16 protein-coding genes and 1 pseudogene are annotated in these 17,764 nt (G+C 45.9%); 8 read left to right on the top strand and 9 right to left on the bottom strand.

The genetic code is table 11. The annotated features are described in order from the left end of the window. Positions 1 to 261 precede the first annotated feature (261 nt). The 3 genes from JCM23214_RS04520 to JCM23214_RS04510 form a co-directional block, all read right to left on the bottom strand. Positions 262 to 825: a VUT family protein gene (locus JCM23214_RS04520; RefSeq protein ID WP_025897804.1), complete on the bottom strand. Its 564-nt coding sequence runs from the start codon at positions 823 to 825 to the stop codon at positions 262 to 264. Positions 826 to 921: 96 nt separating this feature from the next. Next, a complete protein-coding gene (locus JCM23214_RS04515) occupies positions 922 to 1,782 on the bottom strand; it encodes a prephenate dehydratase (protein ID WP_025897803.1) in 861 nt (286 codons plus the stop codon). A gap of 35 nt (positions 1,783 to 1,817) precedes the next feature. Beyond that, positions 1,818 to 2,579 carry a 3-deoxy-manno-octulosonate cytidylyltransferase gene (locus tag JCM23214_RS04510; protein WP_025897802.1) on the bottom strand — a complete coding sequence of 254 codons (762 nt, stop codon included), beginning with the start codon at positions 2,577 to 2,579 and terminating at the stop codon, positions 1,818 to 1,820. Between the two features lie 156 nt (positions 2,580 to 2,735). Here JCM23214_RS04510 and JCM23214_RS04505 point away from each other — a divergent pair, with 156 nt between their 5' ends. The 8 genes and pseudogenes from JCM23214_RS04505 (at position 2,736) to JCM23214_RS04470 (ending at position 12,598) form a co-directional block, all read left to right on the top strand. Beyond that, on the top strand, positions 2,736 to 3,281 hold the full coding sequence (locus JCM23214_RS04505) for a c-type cytochrome (protein WP_025897799.1): 546 nt from the start codon (positions 2,736 to 2,738) through the stop codon (positions 3,279 to 3,281). A 14-nt stretch (positions 3,282 to 3,295) separates the two neighbouring features. Beyond that, positions 3,296 to 4,075 (top strand): inositol monophosphatase family protein, encoded by a 780-nt coding sequence (locus tag JCM23214_RS04500; RefSeq protein WP_025897797.1) that lies wholly within the window; start codon positions 3,296 to 3,298, stop codon positions 4,073 to 4,075. A gap of 75 nt (positions 4,076 to 4,150) precedes the next feature. Then, positions 4,151 to 6,004: an extracellular solute-binding protein gene (locus JCM23214_RS04495; RefSeq protein WP_025897796.1), complete on the top strand. Its 1,854-nt coding sequence runs from the start codon at positions 4,151 to 4,153 to the stop codon at positions 6,002 to 6,004. 18 nt (positions 6,005 to 6,022) lie between these two features. After that, on the top strand, positions 6,023 to 7,900 hold the full coding sequence (locus tag JCM23214_RS04490; RefSeq protein ID WP_025897795.1) for an extracellular solute-binding protein: 1,878 nt from the start codon (positions 6,023 to 6,025) through the stop codon (positions 7,898 to 7,900). Between the two features lie 9 nt (positions 7,901 to 7,909). Then, positions 7,910 to 9,016, top strand: a complete 1,107-nt coding sequence (locus JCM23214_RS04485; RefSeq protein WP_025897794.1) for a microcin C ABC transporter permease YejB — start codon at positions 7,910 to 7,912, stop codon at positions 9,014 to 9,016. A 2-nt stretch (positions 9,017 to 9,018) separates the two neighbouring features. Beyond that, complete coding sequence (locus JCM23214_RS04480) at positions 9,019 to 10,047, top strand: ABC transporter permease (RefSeq protein WP_025897793.1); 1,029 nt, start codon at positions 9,019 to 9,021, stop codon at positions 10,045 to 10,047. Then, positions 10,047 to 11,652: pseudogene (locus JCM23214_RS19055) on the top strand (ABC transporter ATP-binding protein). The gene JCM23214_RS04480 and the pseudogene JCM23214_RS19055 overlap by 1 nt, the downstream one beginning before the upstream one ends. A 16-nt stretch (positions 11,653 to 11,668) precedes the next feature. After that, complete coding sequence (locus JCM23214_RS04470) at positions 11,669 to 12,598, top strand: 2-hydroxyacid dehydrogenase (RefSeq protein ID WP_025897792.1); 930 nt, start codon at positions 11,669 to 11,671, stop codon at positions 12,596 to 12,598. 13 nt (positions 12,599 to 12,611) lie between these two features. Here JCM23214_RS04470 and JCM23214_RS04465 read toward each other — a convergent pair whose 3' ends face one another. The 6 genes from JCM23214_RS04465 to JCM23214_RS04440 form a co-directional block, all read right to left on the bottom strand. Next, positions 12,612 to 12,959: a MarR family transcriptional regulator gene (locus JCM23214_RS04465; RefSeq protein ID WP_025897791.1), complete on the bottom strand. Its 348-nt coding sequence runs from the start codon at positions 12,957 to 12,959 to the stop codon at positions 12,612 to 12,614. A 70-nt stretch (positions 12,960 to 13,029) separates the two neighbouring features. Then, a complete protein-coding gene (locus JCM23214_RS04460) occupies positions 13,030 to 14,412 on the bottom strand; it encodes a leucyl aminopeptidase family protein (protein ID WP_025897789.1) in 1,383 nt (460 codons plus the stop codon). 176 nt (positions 14,413 to 14,588) lie between these two features. Further along, the gene (locus JCM23214_RS19050) at positions 14,589 to 15,518 is read right to left on the bottom strand and encodes a TAXI family TRAP transporter solute-binding subunit (protein ID WP_199899290.1); all 930 of its coding nucleotides are present in this window, start codon (positions 15,516 to 15,518) and stop codon (positions 14,589 to 14,591) included. Between the two features lie 84 nt (positions 15,519 to 15,602). Next, the gene (locus JCM23214_RS04450) at positions 15,603 to 16,541 is read right to left on the bottom strand and encodes a response regulator (protein WP_025897788.1); all 939 of its coding nucleotides are present in this window, start codon (positions 16,539 to 16,541) and stop codon (positions 15,603 to 15,605) included. A gap of 15 nt (positions 16,542 to 16,556) precedes the next feature. Further along, entirely contained in the window at positions 16,557 to 16,955 is a 399-nt protein-coding gene (locus JCM23214_RS04445) for a PilZ domain-containing protein (protein ID WP_025897786.1), read from the bottom strand. A gap of 94 nt (positions 16,956 to 17,049) precedes the next feature. Continuing rightward, positions 17,050 to 17,754 (bottom strand): hypothetical protein, encoded by a 705-nt coding sequence (locus JCM23214_RS04440; RefSeq protein ID WP_025897785.1) that lies wholly within the window; start codon positions 17,752 to 17,754, stop codon positions 17,050 to 17,052. Between the last annotated feature and the right edge of the window lie 10 nt (positions 17,755 to 17,764).

The raw sequence follows: 17,764 nt of genomic DNA, 5'->3' as shown, positions 1-17,764 counted from the left end.
ACTATTTGCAATCGTCGAAAAACCTTAATCAGGTGAATTTTCAATCAATCACCGCATAGATTTTAACCAATCTGCCCACTGTTTCATCATAGTTTCATTTTTTTTCGATTTTTATCAAAAATCAAAAAAAATGCACTTGCGAATTCTTTTCGCAAGTGCAATATATCCCTTGTCAGCACACACACACTGACTGCTCTCGCAAGAGAGCGTTTCCTCCCTTACTTAGGGCCGAGCTTCACCGCTTGGCCCTTTTTTTTGATATTATCTAGCAGTGCTCGCCAATGTCAATGGATCTGTATATTTCAGCAACCCACGGAAAGGCAGCAACAGAACAATCACCATGACAATTTTGATTCCATAGTCTCCCAGTGCCCATGTAGTCCAAGGAAGTCCCGTTCCTGCAAATGCCAACGTAAAGAAAATTAGCGTATCTAAAAATGACGCAATGATTGATGAAACCAGCGGCGCTTTCCACCAACTGGCCTTGCGCAACTTATCAAACAACAAAATATCCAACAGGTGGGCGGTTAAAAAAGCGGACCCGGATGCTAGGGCGATTCTGGGGTCTGCCAAAACCAGGGACATGATGACAGCCGCCAAGAACCCCACACAGACAACTATCCGCGCCATGGACGCACCCAATGCGCGATTGGTCAAATCCGTCACAAGAAACGCAAAAGGATAGCTAAGCGCACCCCAAGTGAGCCAATCATTAATAGGCATTTCCACTAGAATATTTGACGCGGTCACAACAACAGCCATCGCCAGAACACCGGCCAGCAAATATCCGCGTTGCGTTGAATTTGTTTGCGCGAGGTTAAACATTATACTTCCTAATCTGTAATCAAACGCAGGAGAGCAATACGCCCTCAGCTTAAATTTGAAGGCGCTTATATGCTCAAATCAACTATCAATCAAGCTTTAAGAGCTATATTCCCTGCGATAGGCGTGCTGTGGGTATACACCCAATATTTTGAGCTTGGCCGAAAAAAACTGCAATTCCTCTATTGCTCTCGACAGATTTGCCTCCTCAGGGTGGCCTTCAACATCAATATAGAACTGCGCTGCCTCAAAGCTTTCATCGGTTATATAGCTTTCAAGCTTCGTCACATTGATTCCGTTCGTCGCAAAGCCACCCAAAGCTTTGTAAAGTGCAGCAGGCTGACTACGGACCTGAAAAACAAAGCTGGTCATACATGGCCCGCCTTTAACTCCAGGATCCCGCCGTTCCCGCGACAGAATCAAAAACCGTGTCGTGTTACCCAATCGATCCTCAACACGATCTCGCAAAACTTCAAGGCCGTATATTTCACCTGCCAAACTGGAAGCAATGGATGCCTGAGATTTATCTCCCAATTCGGCGATCATTTTCGCAGAACCCGCAGTGTCAGCATGTATGACCGGCTCTATGCCAAGCTCTCTAGTAAAATTGCGGCACTGAGACAATGCTTGCTCGTGGCTGTGAACAGCTTTGATATCTGAAAGCGTAGCGCCCGGAACAGCCAATAATTGATGCTGAACAGATTGAAAATGCTCACCAATAGTAAAGAGTCCACTTTCAGGCAAGAGGTGATGAATGTCCGCAACACGTCCACCCAAAGAATTCTCTATTGGGATCATCGCATATTTTGCCTTTTCATCACGCACCATATTGATTGCGTCAAGAAAAGTCTCACAGGCTATTGCTTCCATTTCAGGAAATACGCTTTTGCAGGATAAATGCCCATATGCCCCTGGGACACCTTGGAAAGCTATTGAATTTTCTGGTTCTGCATTGGACATGTTATCAACCAACCTGTTGTTTAATCTAACTGGATTTATTCTGGGCTCTCAGATCGCGACACGAAATACTGGCGCATGCGTTCCAAATCCTGCGGAGTATCAACACCTAACGGCACCGTGTCAACGCAAGCTGCATCTATTCTCATTCCCGCCTCCAAGGCCCTAAGCTGCTCAAGCTTTTCGCGAAGTTCAAGCGGTGAAGGGTCAAGTGAAATAAATTTCTTTAAAGATGCCCTTTTATAGGCATAGATGCCGATATGATGAAAATATGCCCCTTCCCCCCAAGGGGTTTTCAGTCGACTGAACCATAAGGCTCTGCCAAATTTTTCACCCGCGCGCATACTGACAACAGCCTTTACTGCATTTTCATCATTCAACTCCGCCTGATCCGTAATTTCAGCAACGAGTGTCGCAATGTCAGCGTTATTTTTTTGCAGTGCTTCATTGGCTGCCAAAATGGCAACCGGATCCAGACCCGGCAAGTCACCTTGCAAATTAATAATTGACTGAAATTTCTGTTCAGGGTCGAAAGTCTCTACCGCTTCAAAAACCCTGTCCGACCCGGACGGATGCGACGCATCGGTCAAAATGGCTGTTCCGCCAGCGTCATTAACCACATTCGCAATCTCCACCTCAGCGCAGGCAATAACAACAGGGCCGAGATCCGCTTCCAACGCACGGTTCATCACCTGAACAATCATCGGCTTGCCATCTATATCGGCCAACGGCTTGCCTGGAAGACGGCTTGACGCCATTCGTGCAGGGATCACAATCAAGGGGGTGTACCCTTCTGACATTATTTACTCCTGTTTATTAACCGCTTGTCTGGTGTGTCATATTCGCTCTCTTTTTATACGTCTTGGACTTTCCAAGTAAAAGCCGTTAAATTCCACTCGCTTTTTTCTGCCGCGTTTGGTAGAGCTACCCCCAGAAAATAAGAGCTGAGGTAAGCAATGAACAGTTTTGAGCTAAATAAGATTGCCGGCGCCGTACTCGGTAGCGCCCTTGCGATTGTTGCAATCAATGAGATTGCGAATATTGCCATCTCGCCAACAATGCCTGAAACACCTGCATATGTTATCGATACAGGTGCGGAAGAAGCAAGTACGGTTGCATCGGAAGATACCAAACCCGAAGGGCCTTCTCTGGCCGTTCTCATGGCATCTGCAGATGAAGCCAAAGGTGAGAAAGTCTTCAAAAAATGTGGTTCCTGCCATACAGTTGAAGAAGGCGGCGCTAATAAAATTGGCCCTAATCTCTACGGAATTCTTGGCAAGGCAATGGCAAGCGTTGAAGGTTTTTCATATTCCGACGCCCTTGTTGAGCTTGGCGGTGAATGGGGTTACGAAGAACTAAACGCCTTCCTGACCAAACCTAAAGACTATGTAAAAGGCACTAAGATGTCTTTTGCCGGTTTGAAAAAGCCAACTGACAGAGCAGACTTGATTGCATATCTGCGAACTCTTGGCTCTTCATCAGTTCCACTTCCAACTGAATAAAACTGCATTTTTGCATGACAGAAACCTGCCCAAGGGAATTTATTGATCTCGCCCACAAGCTTGCTGATGCAGCGGGCGAGATTATCCGTCCTCTTTATCGGAAAAAAATTGATATCATCAGTAAGGATGATCTCAGCCCAGTCACCATTGCTGATCAAAATGCAGAAATGGCGATGCGCAAACTGATCGAAGAGGCCTTTCCTGATCACGGTATTTACGGGGAAGAACACGGGCAAGTTCGCACCGATGCAGAATATGTATGGGTTCTTGACCCAATTGATGGAACCCATTCGTTTATCTCCGGCGCGCCTACTTTTGCGGTTCTGGTAGGATTGACTCGTTTTGGCAAACCGATAATGGGTGTTGTCGATCAACCGATTTCTGGCGAAAGGTGGGTTGGCGCAAATGGTCAAACCACACTGAATGGCATAGCCATTCAAACCAACCCGGCGGTGACAGAGGTTTCGCAAGCCTCGCTATTCTCTTACGGTCTGGAATTATTCAAATGCGAAAGAGGCGATCAGTATCGACAATTGACCGAGACTGTCAGGCGCGTTCGTTTTGGTTATGACAGTTACGCGTTTGCGCTGCTGTCACATGGTTTTGTAGATATTGTCGCAGATGCAGACATGAAACCATTTGATTACTGCGCTCTTGTACCTGTTGTAGAAAATGCTGGTGGAACTATTTCTGATTGGGACGGTAATCCGCTTACATTAACAAATCCGGGCTATGTGCTGGCCAGCGGAAACCAAAAACTGCACGACGCAGCCTTACCCATTCTTAAAGGCTAAAGCTTTAGGCCTTGATGTTGCCGCCTTTTACCCCCATCTTGGTGAGCAATAAGCACTAAAACTGACAGGGGAACTATGACATTCAGAAGGCTCGCCTCCGCTGCTGCAACCTTTTTCATGTTGACGGCTACAGGTATTTCATCTGCAGAAGACGTCAAAACAATCAAAAGTCACGGACTGTCCCTTGCAGGTCCATTGAAATATACGGCTGACTTCAAGCATCTCGATTATGTAAATCCTGATGCCCCCAAAGGTGGGGATGTACGTCTTTCCGCCTTGGGCGGATTTGACAATCTCAATCCGTATATATCAAGAGGAAACAGCGCTTCTGGCCTTGGTCTTACCTTTGAAACATTAATGACGCAACCTGCAGATAGTCCCAGTGCGGAATATGGTCTGGTTGCCTCAACGGTTGAAGTGGCCGAGGATTTAAGTTTTGCTATTTTCAACCTGCGCCCTGAAGCGCGATTTCATGATGGCAGTAAAATTACAGCAGATGATCTCGTATTCAGCTTGGAAATGGTGAAAACAAAAGGTCGCCCCCTTTTTCGATATTATTATGCCAATGTTGATCAGGCCATTGTACTCGGTCCGCACAGAATAAAATTTACATTTACAGGCCCCCCTAACAGAGAGCTCCCGCAAATCGTGGGTCAATTGCTTCCCATTTTGTCAAAGAAACATTTTGAGTCCCGCTCATTTGATGAAACCACACTTACCCCGATTTTAGGCTCTGGCCCATATCTCATCAAAGAATTCGAAGCCAACCGCTTCATCACATACGAGCGTGTTACAGACTACTGGGGTAAAGACTTACCGATCAACAAAGGGCGTTATAACTTCGATACTATTCGCTATGATTATTATCGCGACTCATCCGTCCTTCTAGAAGCTTTCAAAGCAGGCGAATATGATTACCGGGCAGAAAACAGTGCAAAGAACTGGGCTACCGGATACGACTTTCCAGCCCTCAAAAAAGGGTTGGTTATTAAAGAAAATATACCCAGCACATCACCGGCAGGGCAACAGGGGTATGTTTTCAACCTCAGAAAAGAAAAATTCAAGGACCCCGCCCTACGGGAGGCACTTACTTACGCCTTTGACTTTGAGTGGCTGAACAAGAATATCTTCTATAATCAGTATAAACGAACAAACAGCTTTTTTTACAATTCGGTGATGGCCGCTAAAGGCTCACCAAAAGGTAAGGAGCTTGAAATCCTTATGGAATATAAAGGACAAGTCCCTGAACGGGTATTCGGTCCTGCGTATGAGCCACCTGTAACAGATGGAAGTGGCCGTGATAGAAAACCCCTTCGAACGGCAAAGGCTATCTTGAAGGAAGCTGGCTGGAAAGTTGTGGATGGAAAACTGATTAATCCTAAAACCGGAAAGCCACTTGAGATCGAATTTTTACTGTATGATCCCAACAGCCTGCGGATCACAGGTCCTTTCATAAAGAATCTCGAAAAGCTGGGTATTACGGCCTCATCACGTGTTGTCGACACGGCTCAATATACTGAAAGGCTTCGGAACTACGATTTTGATATTGTCACATCCGTATTTGCACAATCTATAAGTCCCGGCAATGAACAAAGGGAGTTTTGGGGTAGTGCAGCGGGTAAGCGATCAGGCAGTCGAAACTTGATGGGTATTGATAACCCAGTAGTCGACGATTTAATTGAACGCCTGATCGCAGCACCAGACTATGAAAGTCTTAAGCCGATTGTTCGGGCGCTTGATCGCGTCCTGACCTGGAATTTCTATATAATTCCCCAATTCACTTCAGCTTATGACCGTATCGCATACTGGAACAAGTTTGGGAAAACGGATGTAGTTCCATCTGAAGGTACAGATATCACTGCATGGTGGGTAGATCCGGAAAAAGAAAAACAATTAAAGGAAGGCCTAAAAGAACTTAAATCACAATAACACTGCCTAGGTAAAAGCATGAAAAGAAGCAGAAATTTGACGTATTCCCGTTTATTTCTACCCATTTTACTGTCGATCTTACACCCCACCTCTGCTTTAAGCGATGATGGCAGTTATACCACACATGGCATTTCCAGTTTCGGTGATTTGAAATACGAAAAAAACTTCGAACATTTCGATTATGTAACTCCAAATGCTCCTAAGGGCGGAACTGTAAAAATCCGCAACCTGAACAGCTTTGATAGCATCAACCCCTTCATCTTGAAGGGAGTCTATGAGCTCATTAACGCTGACAAGGGAGGGGATCTTTCCTTTAACTTCACCAGCCTCATGACACGAGCACATGATGAGCCAGACGCTATCTACCCACTGCTCGCCAAAGAAGTTACGCGGGACCGAGACGATAAATGGGTTGAGTTTCGATTGCGCACAGATGCTGTATTTCATGATGGCACCCCAATAAGGGTTAGTGATGTAGCCTTCACCTTCAGGACTCTCAAGAACGACGGCCATCCCCGCTATCGTTTGGCGTATGAAGATATCCTGCCGCCAATCATTACAGGTCCGAATTCAATCCGTTTCGATTTTAAGGATGGGGCGCTTACCCGCGGGCTTGCCCTAACCTTGGGAAAAATGCCCATCTTGTCAGAAAAACATTTCGAAACACGTAACTTTAATGAAACAACTCTCGAACCGATATTGGGTTCAGGGCCGTATCGCATTGTTGATGTTCAGCCTGGTAGATCCGTTACATATGAACGAGTTATAAACCATTGGGCAGAAAAACTGCCGGTCCACGTTGGCAGATACAATTTCGACCGAATACAAGTTGATTACTACCGTGACCGCAGTATCGCTCTTGAAGCCTTTTTTGCCGGTGAATATGATTTTAGAGAGGAATACACATCCAAAAGTTGGGCGACGGAATATTCAGACAAACCCGCATTTAAAAAGGGTTTGATCAAAAAAGAGGTCCTGAATGATGCGTCATTGACTGGTTACCAGGCATTCTTCTTTAACACCCGTCTCGAAAAATTCAGCGATATTCGTGTTCGAGCCGCATTAGCCCGTATGTTTGACTTCGAATGGACGAATAAAAACCTGTTTTACAACAGTTACCAGCGCCTAACGTCAATCTTCGAAAACTCATTGATGAAAGCGTCTGGCAAGCCGTCCGAGGCCGAACTGGCCCTGCTTGAACCTTGGCGTGATCAAATTCCCGACCAGGTTTTTAAAGAACCTTTTCAGCCATTTCAAACCTCAGGGAATGGAAATATTCGCACCGCAATGCGTCAATCACTTAAAGAATTGAAAGAGGCGGGGTGGTCAATTCAAAATAAAAAGCTCGTCAATGCTGCTGGGGAGCAGATGAGCCTAGAGTTTTTAATCTATTCCAAGTCCTTTGAGCGCATAATAAATCCCTTTATTCGAAATCTGGAGCGCATCGGGGTGGATGCAAGAATCAGGCTTGTCGATGTTGCAAGTTGGCAAAACAGAATGCAGAACTTTGATTTTGAAATCGCCACCCGACGTTTTTCTCAACCCGCTTTTCCTGGGGTGGAACTTCGCAATTGGTGGCATTCCAACTCTGCTGACACAATAGGTGGGCTTAATATTGCAGGCGTAAAAAACCCAGCAATTGATTCGCTTGTTGAAAAAATTATTGCTGCTAACTCAAAAGATGAGCTAATCACTGCTGCACGTGCTCTTGACCGCATACTCATGCACTCCCATTACACGATACCGCAATGGTATAAGGCGAGCCATTTCATCGCTTATTGGGATAAATTTTCGAAACCATCGGCCAATAAACCGGGCTATGATCGTGCCATGCTCGACACTTGGTGGTATGATCCGGCCAAAGCGGCTAGGATAGCTGAAATTCAGAGCAAATAGGGGGTTGCCGTGCTGGCATATATTATCAGACGACTTCTGTTGATGATACCGACCCTGTTTGGGATCATGGTGCTTAACTTTGTGGTTATTCAATTCGCACCGGGCGGACCAGTCGAACAGATCATTGCTGAGATCCAAGGCACCGCAATTGGTGCAACCGCGCGAATAGGTGGCTCTGGCGGCGGAGACCTTTCATCGGGAAGTTCACCGTCATCATCTTCAGGAACCGAAAGTGCGTATCGGGGAGCGCAAGGGCTGGACCCGGAATTCATTAAAGAGCTGGAAAAGCAGTTTGGTTTCGACAAGCCTGCGCATGAACGTTTTTTCCTTATGATGAAAAACTATCTGATGTTCGATTTCGGAACCAGCTATTTTCGCGATGAAACCGTCGTCAACCTTGTCCTTGAGAAAATGCCTGTTTCGATATCGTTGGGACTTTGGACAACGTTACTTGTCTATTTGATCTCAATCCCACTCGGCATAAAAAAAGCAGTTCGCGACGGCTCACGCTTTGATGTCTGGACCAGCAGCCTCATCATTGTTGGAAATGCAATTCCAAGCTTCCTATTTGCCGTTGCGCTGATTGTCCTTTTCGCGGGCGGCTCATATCTGGACTGGTTTCCATTACGGGGTCTGACTTCGGAAAATTTTGACCAAATGACATTATTTGAGAAGATTATCGACTATTTGTGGCATCTGATACTTCCTGTCACCGCGATGGTCATTGGTGGATTCGCAGCCTTAACACAACTGACAAAAAACTCATTTCTTGATCAAATCAATCAACAATATGTGCTTACCGCAAGGGCGAAAGGACTTACGGAAAAACGCGTCCTCTATGGACATGTTTTCAGAAACGCGATGTTGATAGTTATTGCTGGATTTCCAAGCGCATTCATCGGAATCCTGTTTACAGGCTCCTTACTGATCGAGGTGATTTTCAGTCTGGATGGACTTGGCCTCCTCGGATTTGAAGCTGCAATTAACAGAGATTACCCGGTTATCTTCGCGACCGTGTATGTTTTTGCTCTTCTCGGTTTGATCATGAATCTCATAGGTGATCTCACTTACACCTTGATTGACCCTAGAATTGATTTTGAAGCGAGGGGGGCCTAGGTATGAAGCTCTCACCGATCAATCAGCGTCGAATTCGAAATTTTAAAACAAACAAGCGCGCCTATTATTCGGCCATATTGTTTCTGGGCCTTTTCATTATCTCTCTATTTGCAGAACTCATTGCCAACGATAAACCTCTCCTCATTTCTTACAAAGGTGAGCTCTACACCCCTTTTCTGGTTACCTATCCCGAAACCGCTTTTGGAGGTGATTTTGAAACAGAGGCTGATTACCGCGACCCTTTTGTAGCAGAATTGATTGCAGAGGAAGATGGCTGGATGTTATGGCCTCCAATTCGCTACAGCTACACCACAATAAACTACAACCTTCAATCTCCAGCTCCGAGTCCGCCGGATAGTGAAAACTGGCTGGGAACGGATGATCAAGGGAGGGATGTTCTCGCCAGAGTGATTTATGGCTACAGAATATCAGTTGCTTTCGGACTTATCCTGACGGTTCTCAGTTCTATCATCGGGGTAGCAGCCGGTGCAGTGCAAGGCTATTTTGGAGGAATGGTGGACTTGATTTTCCAACGTTTCCTCGAAATATGGGGCGGAATGCCAAGCCTGTATATTCTGATTATCCTGGCGGCATTAATCGAACCCACATTTTTAATACTGCTTTTCCTATTGCTACTCTTTAGCTGGCCTAGCCTTGTTGGCGTGGTCAGAGCCGAGTTTCTCAGATCAAGAAATTTTGATTATGTCCGTGCAGCACGGGCACTCGGTGTTCGCGACAGTGTGATTATTTTCAAGCATCTTTTGCCAAATTCCATGGTGTCAGCTTTAACTTTTTTGCCCTTTATTCTCACTGGATCAATAGTCAGTCTCACTTCTCTGGATTTTTTGGGTCTGGGCTTGCCACCCGGCTCACCTTCTCTAGGTGAACTTCTCGCGCAAGGAAAAGCTAACCTGCAGGCTCCTTGGCTTGGAATTACAGCTTTCATGGTCTTATCCATCATGCTGACACTGGCCTTTTTTATGCAAGAAGGCATCCGCGATGCTTTTGATCCCAGAAAGACTTTTAACTGATGGCACTCGTAAGCGTAAAAGATCTCCACATTTCGTTTAAGGTCAATGGCCGTGAAGTCCCGGCGGTCAAACATGTCTCCTTCGATTTGAATAAAGGAGAAACGCTCGCGCTGGTGGGTGAAAGTGGATCGGGTAAATCCATAACCGCACTTAGCTTGTTACAACTCCTTCCCTACCCGCTAGCCAGTCACCCCAAGGGTAGAATACTCATTGATGGTAAAGATATAATCGGTGCGCCTCCTGAGAAAATGCAAAAGATACGGGGAAATAAAATCTCAATGATTTTTCAGGAACCAATGACCTCTTTGAACCCGCTGCATACCATTGAAAAACAGATCAACGAGACTCTGTTTACGCATAAAAACATGTCCAAATCCGCTGCTAGAGAAAGGGTCATCGAACTGCTCGAACTGGTAGGCCTTGATACAAGTGAGGATCGGCTAAATGCCTACTCACCAGTTATCGGGGGGACAGCGGCAACGAGTTATGATCGCTATGGCTCTCGCCAATGAGCCCGACCTGTTAATAGCAGATGAACCTACCACAGCCCTTGATGTGACAATCCAGGCCCAAATTCTGGAACTTTTAAAAGATCTTCAGGAAAAGATGGGAATGGCGATCCTGCTCATCACGCACGATCTTGGAATTGTCCGAAAAATGGCGAAAACCGTGTGCGTTATGACCAAAGGGGAAATAGTTGAGAGTGGTGAAACAGAACAGATTTTTAGATCACCCCGCCACAATTACACAAAAATGCTGTTGGACGCCGAACCAAAAGGGTTGCCTGAAAAGAAAAACGAAACCACAAATCAGGTTATGGTAGGGGAAAGGCTGAAGGTATACTTCCCCATCAAAAAAGGATTGCTCAAACGTACAGTAGACTATGTTAAAGCTGTTGACGATATTTCGCTCTCGATACCGGCAGGCCATACGGTTGGGATTGTAGGTGAAAGTGGCTCGGGTAAGTCCACACTAGGTCTCGCGCTCCTCAAACTAATCAAATCAGAAGGCAAAATTGTATTTCAAGGAGAAGAGATTCAAGACAGAAAGTGGAAAGAGTTGCGTAAATTGCGGGCTGATTTTCAAATTGTCTTTCAAGACCCCTATTCCAGCCTAAGCCCGCGGCTTTCAGTTGGCCAGATTATTGAAGAAGGGCTTCTGGTTCACGAAGGAAAAGGCGACCCGGCCGAGCGCCGAGCACTAATTTCTAAAACACTTGAAGAAGTTGGTATCGATGGTGACGCACAAGACAGATACCCTCACGAATTTTCAGGTGGCCAACGGCAACGCATATCAATTGCTCGCGCGTTGATACTTAAACCGGCCTTTATTGTCCTGGATGAACCAACGTCAGCTTTGGATATGTCTGTTCAGGCGCAAATTGTCGACTTGCTGCGCGATCTTCAAAAACGCTATAATCTGACCTACCTCTTCATTAGTCATGACCTCAAAGTCGTCAGAGCTCTTGCTGACACTGTCATGGTCATGAAAGATGGCAAAGTAGTCGAGCAGGGTGTTGCCGCCGAAATATTCGATAACCCCCAAACAACCTACACAAAAACGCTTATGAAGGCTGCCTTTGATCTGGCAACCCTCAAACAATAAGAACACGGAGTAATAAATGGCGTTGATATTTCACAGCTCAATCAAGCGCGATGATTGGTGGAAAGCCGAAATGGCCAAGCATGTTCCAGATCTGGAAATGCGCTTTCATCCTGAGATTGGTAATCCAGACGATATTGAATTCGCTCTTTGCTTCAATATGCCTCATGGTGAGCTTGCAAAATTCAAAAATTTGAAAGCGATTTTTTCACTGGGTGCTGGCGTAGATCACTTTTTTAAAGATCCCACATTTCCAAAACACGTCCCACTCGCACGAGTGGTTGATGATGAACTGAGTGCTCGCATGACCGAATATGTCACGCAGCACGTCCTCAATCATCATCGTGATCAGCTGACATATGATCAGCAGCAGAAAGAAAAAGTGTGGAAGGTTCATCATCCACCGGCTGCATCCAGTCGCAAAGTCGGCATCCTTGGATTGGGAGCACTTGGCGCCCATGCAGCGAAAACTTTAAATTTAATCGGATTTCAGGTTTCAGGCTGGAGCCGAAGCAAAAAAAGCATTGATGGGGTAACCTCTTATGCCGGGGAAGATCAACTAGGCACCTTCCTAAAAGATGTTGAAATTCTTGTCTGCCTGTTACCATTAACGGAACAGACAACGGGAATATTAAACAAAGATCTGTTTGAAAAGCTCCCTAAAGGGGCGTCACTTATCAATCCAGGCCGGGGGCCACATCTCGTTGAGCAGGATTTGATTAATGCACTCAACAACGGTCATCTGTCAGCTGCGACCCTTGATGTATTTACGCAGGAGCCTCTGCCCACGGAAAACCCACTATGGGAACATCCAAGAATTCTCATAACTCCACATGTTGCAAGTATTGCAGCTCCAAATCGCGTAGCGGCGCTCGTTGCACAAAATATTAAACGTGCACGAGAAGGAAAGGCGTTATTAAATCAGGTGGATGTAGAAAAAGGATACTAAGGAGTTTTATATGCTAGCCCAGATTTTCCCATGCGGCTTTTTCAATGACATCTGCAATTTCACTTAAATAAACTGAACCTTTAACAGTTCGAACAATATTCACAGAGCGCAAGTCTTTCTCATCAGGCTTGCGCCTTAACAGGTCAAGTTTTCCCATCGTATCCAGTGCACGCGTGACAGCCGGTTTTGAAATTTTCAAACGGGCCGCCAAGCCGCGCACCGTATGCGGAGGTTCCTCCAGATACACAATTAACAAGATTGCCATTTGCCGGGAGGAAAGATCAGGTCCCTGACGGCGCACAAGCTCCCCCAAAGCCTGTTTCCACATGTTCAGTGTTGCTTGTGTCGTCGAATTTTTCATTTAGCAAGTCTATAATATTCAAACTTATTTCGCAATCGAAACATTTATCAAGTCGTTGGTGCCCTTCAACTCACTTGCCAAACTTCTCTTTGAGCGCCGCAAACATTGCTCGAATTGCAAATGCTTCGCCCCCAGCCGGCCGGCCAGGACGCTCGCGAGTATTATAAGCCATGATGTCAAAATGAACCCAGCTTTTGGATTTATTCACAAACTCTTTCAAGAAAAGTCCGGCTGTAATTGCACCCGCATAAGGCGTTGAACCAGAATTGTTGATATCCGCTATCGGACTATCTATCAAAGACCGGTATTCATCCCACAAAGGCAATCGCCATACGGGGTCCTTCTCGGTCGCTGAATGCTTTTCAATCAAGTCAAAAAGCTCATCGTCATCGGTAAAAGTAGCTGCCAATTCTGTACCAACTGCAACCCTTGCCGCTCCGGTTAGCGTCGCAAAATCAATAAGGAGTTCAGGTTCTTCTTCATCTGCCGCCGTCATCGCATCAGCAAGTATCAAGCGCCCTTCTGCATCCGTATTACCAATCTCAACCGTTTTACCGCTTCTGCTGGTCAGAATATCTCCGGGGCGGAACGCGTTACCAGACACTGAGTTTTCCACTGCCGGTATTAAAACTCTCAGGCGCACTGGCAGATTTGCATGCATAATCATGTAAGCCAGTGAAAGTGCCATCGCGGCGCCCCCCATATCTTTCTTCATGAGCAGCATTGCGGACGACGGCTTCAAATCAAGCCCACCTGTATCAAAGCAGACACCCTTACCTACAATCGTAACTTTCGGGGCATCTGCGTCTCCCCAGACAATATCAATAAGACGTGGATCCTGAGCAGACGCCCTGCCAACCGCATGAACCATCGGGAAATGATAGGTGAGCAAATCTTCACCAACAATGTTCATCTGCCGGGCCTCAAACTCGCCTGCAATTTGTGAGGCCGCCCCCTCCAGTGCCTTCGGTCCCATGTCCTGTGTGGGTATATTTACAAGGTCTCTTGCCAGGTTTGTTGCAAACACAGTGCGCTCAACATGTGCTTTGTCAGCGTTAGCTGGCAAAAGGAGAGATGCATATTCTCTGTCGTTTTTCTTGTAACGGTCAAAGTTGTATGTGGCCAGTGACCAGCCAATCGCCACATCGGTGGCCTGTCTCTCGTCAAGTTCAGCATCCAGCCTGTACAGGCCCGGTGGAAGAGAAGATGGTAGCTTTGCGAGAGACCAAATACCCCATTGGTCCGGCTCAGCAATTAGCAATACCAGTGATATGTCACCTTCACTGGTCGGAATTACCAGATGACTACCTGATTTTGTCTTAAAATCCTGAACAGCAACCCAATTTTTTACAAGTTCCGACTGGGATGAAAGCCACCCGTCAAAGTCTTCGGCACCTACAGGAAGGATTGGAGTGGATGGTTGATCGAAATCTTCTGAAATATGTGGGATCACTTGCTTCTCCTCTTAATTGCGAAGAAACTATCAAAGGCTCAAACCGCAAACAACATAATTAAGATAAGGAGCTCGAACACTGGATTATTCTTCTTCAGAATCCCGTTCCTGATAATATTTACGAGCTCCCGGGTGAAGCGGTATTCCAACGCCCCTGCGTGATGTCTCGTAGCGGATCAATTTTCCCTTGGCATGCCACTATCCAGTATAGCACGATGTCTAGGGTGCCAAAGCGCGCTGGTAATTCCATAGGCGAGCTCATCCGACAAAGTTGCTTTTACAACCCATTGTGTACTCACGGCTAGAGTGGGAACCTCACCAATCCCCTCATATACGCCCTCTGGAATTCTGCTCAGACTAAAAAACTCATAGAGGTTCACAACCTCTTCAGCCTTTTCTCCCTCAATAGGAAGTAATTCAATCAATCCCGAACTGGCAAGCTCTGCGACAGCATTTACCGGATAGCCCGCAATAAAGAAAAACGCATCAAGCTCACCAGATCTCAACAAATTCAGCGCCTTGTCAGAATTCGCGTCTATCGCGTGATAGTCTTTTTCCGTTATTCCATATGCCCGTAATATGTTTCTCGCATTCAGTCGGGTACCGGATCCAGGCAGATCGATTGAAACCCTTTTACCTTTTAGATCAGCGACAGTCTTAATTTGTGCTCCCTTTCGAACGATCAAGTGAACATCTTCTGGATACAGGTTAGCAATTACCCGCAAAGACTTGCCAAGATCCGCCTGCCTTTCAAACACACCTGTCCCGTAATATGCAGCGTAAATAATATCAGACTGGGCGAGAGCTGATTCCAACTGGCCTTGCAATACACCTCGGATGTTGGCGACAGATCCTCTTGTTGTTTGCGCCGCCGCAATCAGGCCCGGCACACCACATGAGCCCCCATCGTCACAGGGGCGGCTTCCCGGCGGCCCCGTTATCGTCGATCCAATTAAGGTGCCTATGGGAAAATAGGTCCCCGAACTGGAACCGGTTCCTATTCTAAAAAAAGTGATATCTTCGGAGGACGACAAAGATACAGGCAATAGAAGGCTAACCAAGATTACACAGATAAATGTAACACCGCCCCATTTTTCGCTTCGCATCCTGTCGATCTCCGCTCTTAAACCTGATGTATCCAGTTATAAACCCAGTTTAGGTCAAAATAAAGGAACTGCCTTAGATCAGGTTTATGTCGCTGATCGCCGCAATTTCGTTGAAACTTCTTCAATATCAAATGCCAAACTCGCTGATTTACGAACTTCTTTGCATGCGGTGTGAATTGCAAACGGTATCTGAAACATCAATTCTTTGTCTTGCTCAGTTAGTTCTTTTGCTGATTTATAAACCCGCCCAAGTACATCATGAAACGCAGAACAAAGCGTTTCTACATGAATATATTCCGTGCCTTGTATCAACCGGAGCAGTTCTTCATTCATTGAAATCATTTTCTCAATCAAAGCTTGTCGATCATCCAACTCTTTCAATGCAGCGCCCATCGAAACGGTCTTACTCGACAATCTTAAGAACTGCTCTGTAAAAATTGACACACGTCGATCTTTTATCGCGGTCATAGCCAATTCGATATTCTCTGGCGATGCATCCAGCTCAGGCTTATTTTCAACCTTTGCCTTTAACGAATTGGGCACAATCATCAAACTCCCTTGCGAAAGTCCCCGTACAATCTGCCGCCGTTCAGGGCCAACGTAATCTTCGGTCACGATAAATGGCTTTCGTGCATTGACTAGCCCATGCACACGATCAGCAAGCTGATTTGTTGACATGGGCCGCGAAAGTATATCATCAGCTCCGGCTTGAATCCCTTCATACACGTGTTCTCTGCTGGTATCCCACAAGGTCAGAATTATGTTTATAAAAGGATTTTTTCCAATTTCCTGCTGACGCATTTGCCGGACAATAGTTTGTAAACTCCCCTCTCGAGAAATCAGGTCCCCGACCACAAGGTCGAAATTCCCCTTCTCCGCCCGTTCTAAAAACTCAGCCCAATCGTTCACAGCCTCAACCGTGCCAAACCCCAGACTCAATAAGGCTACACGTGTATTGTGCCGCAGAGACGACTGAGGGTCATAAAGAAGTACGGAAGCTGAGCTGAAACGCGGGTCTAACATCTAAAATTTCGCGATCTAAGCGTTGGGCAAAACCTTGACCAAGTGCTTGAAAACCACATCCGGCTTTTCATTAAAGCGAATTCCAACCTGACTATCCTTGCTCCAGACTGTCTCGCAGGGAAATATTCCAAGCTTGGGAATAATGAGTTCCAATCCGACTTTTTCAAGAATTGGCCGTTCCAGCTCTACCCTGGCGCCATTGGCAGAAATATCCCGAACAACACCCGAAATTTCGCGAACGTCACTTTTTAACGTGACGTCATTAAAATACACTTTGACTTTAGCTTCCCACACAACCCTACTACGGCGGAAATGCCTATTTTCCACATAGGTTTCACTATTTTTATTCTGGTCACTTGCGCGTTGTACATCCAGCTCGTTCAGCATTTCCTGGATATCTTTGCCAATAATCATCAATTTTTCCTGTTATTAGGAGTACTTTAAATGCACTCTCTCCCTGAAGATAATTGACATCAATTACATCAAAAAGACATTAACAAATGGCAAACTACCATCCCGCACATTGTGCACGTACCTTTTGATAGCTCTTGGGTGTGTCTATTTTGTTATTTTCACGTTGTCGTTCTTCGTTGAACTGACTAATAAGTCGTTTGATTTCCTCGCCAAATCTACCTGCTAGCTCTTCGGGGGCTCGAGTGGGGCTAGTTGTGAAATAAGGCTGAATGCTTTTGGCCTTACTGATCAGAAATTGCTGTATCTTTTTCTCATATTTCTTTTGGATACGCGCATTTATATCCATATGCTCCTGCTCATGTCGCAAGATCGCACGAAATTGACAGGTTCCCGGGCGGTATTCTTTCGCAACGAAAATTTCGCTTTTCTTGCGTCCGAACGATACAGCAACTTGCCGTAATGAAATGCATGATCGCCCATCAATACGCGCTTCTGCTGTTTGTATTTGAAATCTGAAATCCACTTCCACAAATGCCAAACCCAGCAACTTATGACCGACCAGCGGCACCAATTTCCCTCTTTTCGCGGCAAAGCGCGTAATCTGATTAGAGGTAAGAGATTTATTTAAAACTTGCGGCACAGTTTGCACATCAAATTCAATCAACGGTTTTTTATAGGTGCTTTGACATTTCCGTTGGCTCTCACTTGCCGCCGCGAACACATCTGAAACCACCCCAAAGCCCGCGAAGTTGAAGAAAATCGTCGCAATAAAAAGCAGCCTTTTAAGTTTTCCGGGCATAAGAGTTAAC

This window comes from Sneathiella glossodoripedis JCM 23214, from assembly GCF_000616095.1.
GTDB lineage: Bacteria > Pseudomonadota > Alphaproteobacteria > Sneathiellales > Sneathiellaceae > Sneathiella > Sneathiella glossodoripedis.
Note: the sequence above shows the minus strand (reverse complement) of the source record. Positions and strands in the feature narration are given on the sequence as shown.

What these genes read in the sequence shown, in the direction of transcription:
- JCM23214_RS04505 (WP_025897799.1), top strand. Translation starts at nt 2,736, where the DNA reads ATGAACAGTTTTGAGCTAAATAAGATTGCCGGCGCCGTACTCGGTAGC.
- JCM23214_RS04490 (WP_025897795.1), top strand. Translation starts at nt 6,023, where the DNA reads ATGAAAAGAAGCAGAAATTTGACGTATTCCCGTTTATTTCTACCCATT.
- JCM23214_RS04445 (WP_025897786.1), bottom strand. Translation starts at nt 16,955, where the DNA reads ATGATTATTGGCAAAGATATCCAGGAAATGCTGAACGAGCTGGATGTA.
- JCM23214_RS04500 (WP_025897797.1), top strand. Translation starts at nt 3,296, where the DNA reads ATGACAGAAACCTGCCCAAGGGAATTTATTGATCTCGCCCACAAGCTT.
- JCM23214_RS04510 (WP_025897802.1), bottom strand. Translation starts at nt 2,579, where the DNA reads ATGTCAGAAGGGTACACCCCCTTGATTGTGATCCCTGCACGAATGGCG.
- JCM23214_RS04480 (WP_025897793.1), top strand. Translation starts at nt 9,019, where the DNA reads ATGAAGCTCTCACCGATCAATCAGCGTCGAATTCGAAATTTTAAAACA.
- JCM23214_RS04440 (WP_025897785.1), bottom strand. Translation starts at nt 17,754, where the DNA reads ATGCCCGGAAAACTTAAAAGGCTGCTTTTTATTGCGACGATTTTCTTC.
- JCM23214_RS04465 (WP_025897791.1), bottom strand. Translation starts at nt 12,959, where the DNA reads ATGAAAAATTCGACGACACAAGCAACACTGAACATGTGGAAACAGGCT.
- JCM23214_RS04495 (WP_025897796.1), top strand. Translation starts at nt 4,151, where the DNA reads ATGACATTCAGAAGGCTCGCCTCCGCTGCTGCAACCTTTTTCATGTTG.
- JCM23214_RS04470 (WP_025897792.1), top strand. Translation starts at nt 11,669, where the DNA reads ATGGCGTTGATATTTCACAGCTCAATCAAGCGCGATGATTGGTGGAAA.
- JCM23214_RS04520 (WP_025897804.1), bottom strand. Translation starts at nt 825, where the DNA reads ATGTTTAACCTCGCGCAAACAAATTCAACGCAACGCGGATATTTGCTG.
- JCM23214_RS04515 (WP_025897803.1), bottom strand. Translation starts at nt 1,782, where the DNA reads ATGTCCAATGCAGAACCAGAAAATTCAATAGCTTTCCAAGGTGTCCCA.
- JCM23214_RS19050 (WP_199899290.1), bottom strand. Translation starts at nt 15,518, where the DNA reads ATGCGAAGCGAAAAATGGGGCGGTGTTACATTTATCTGTGTAATCTTG.
- JCM23214_RS04450 (WP_025897788.1), bottom strand. Translation starts at nt 16,541, where the DNA reads ATGTTAGACCCGCGTTTCAGCTCAGCTTCCGTACTTCTTTATGACCCT.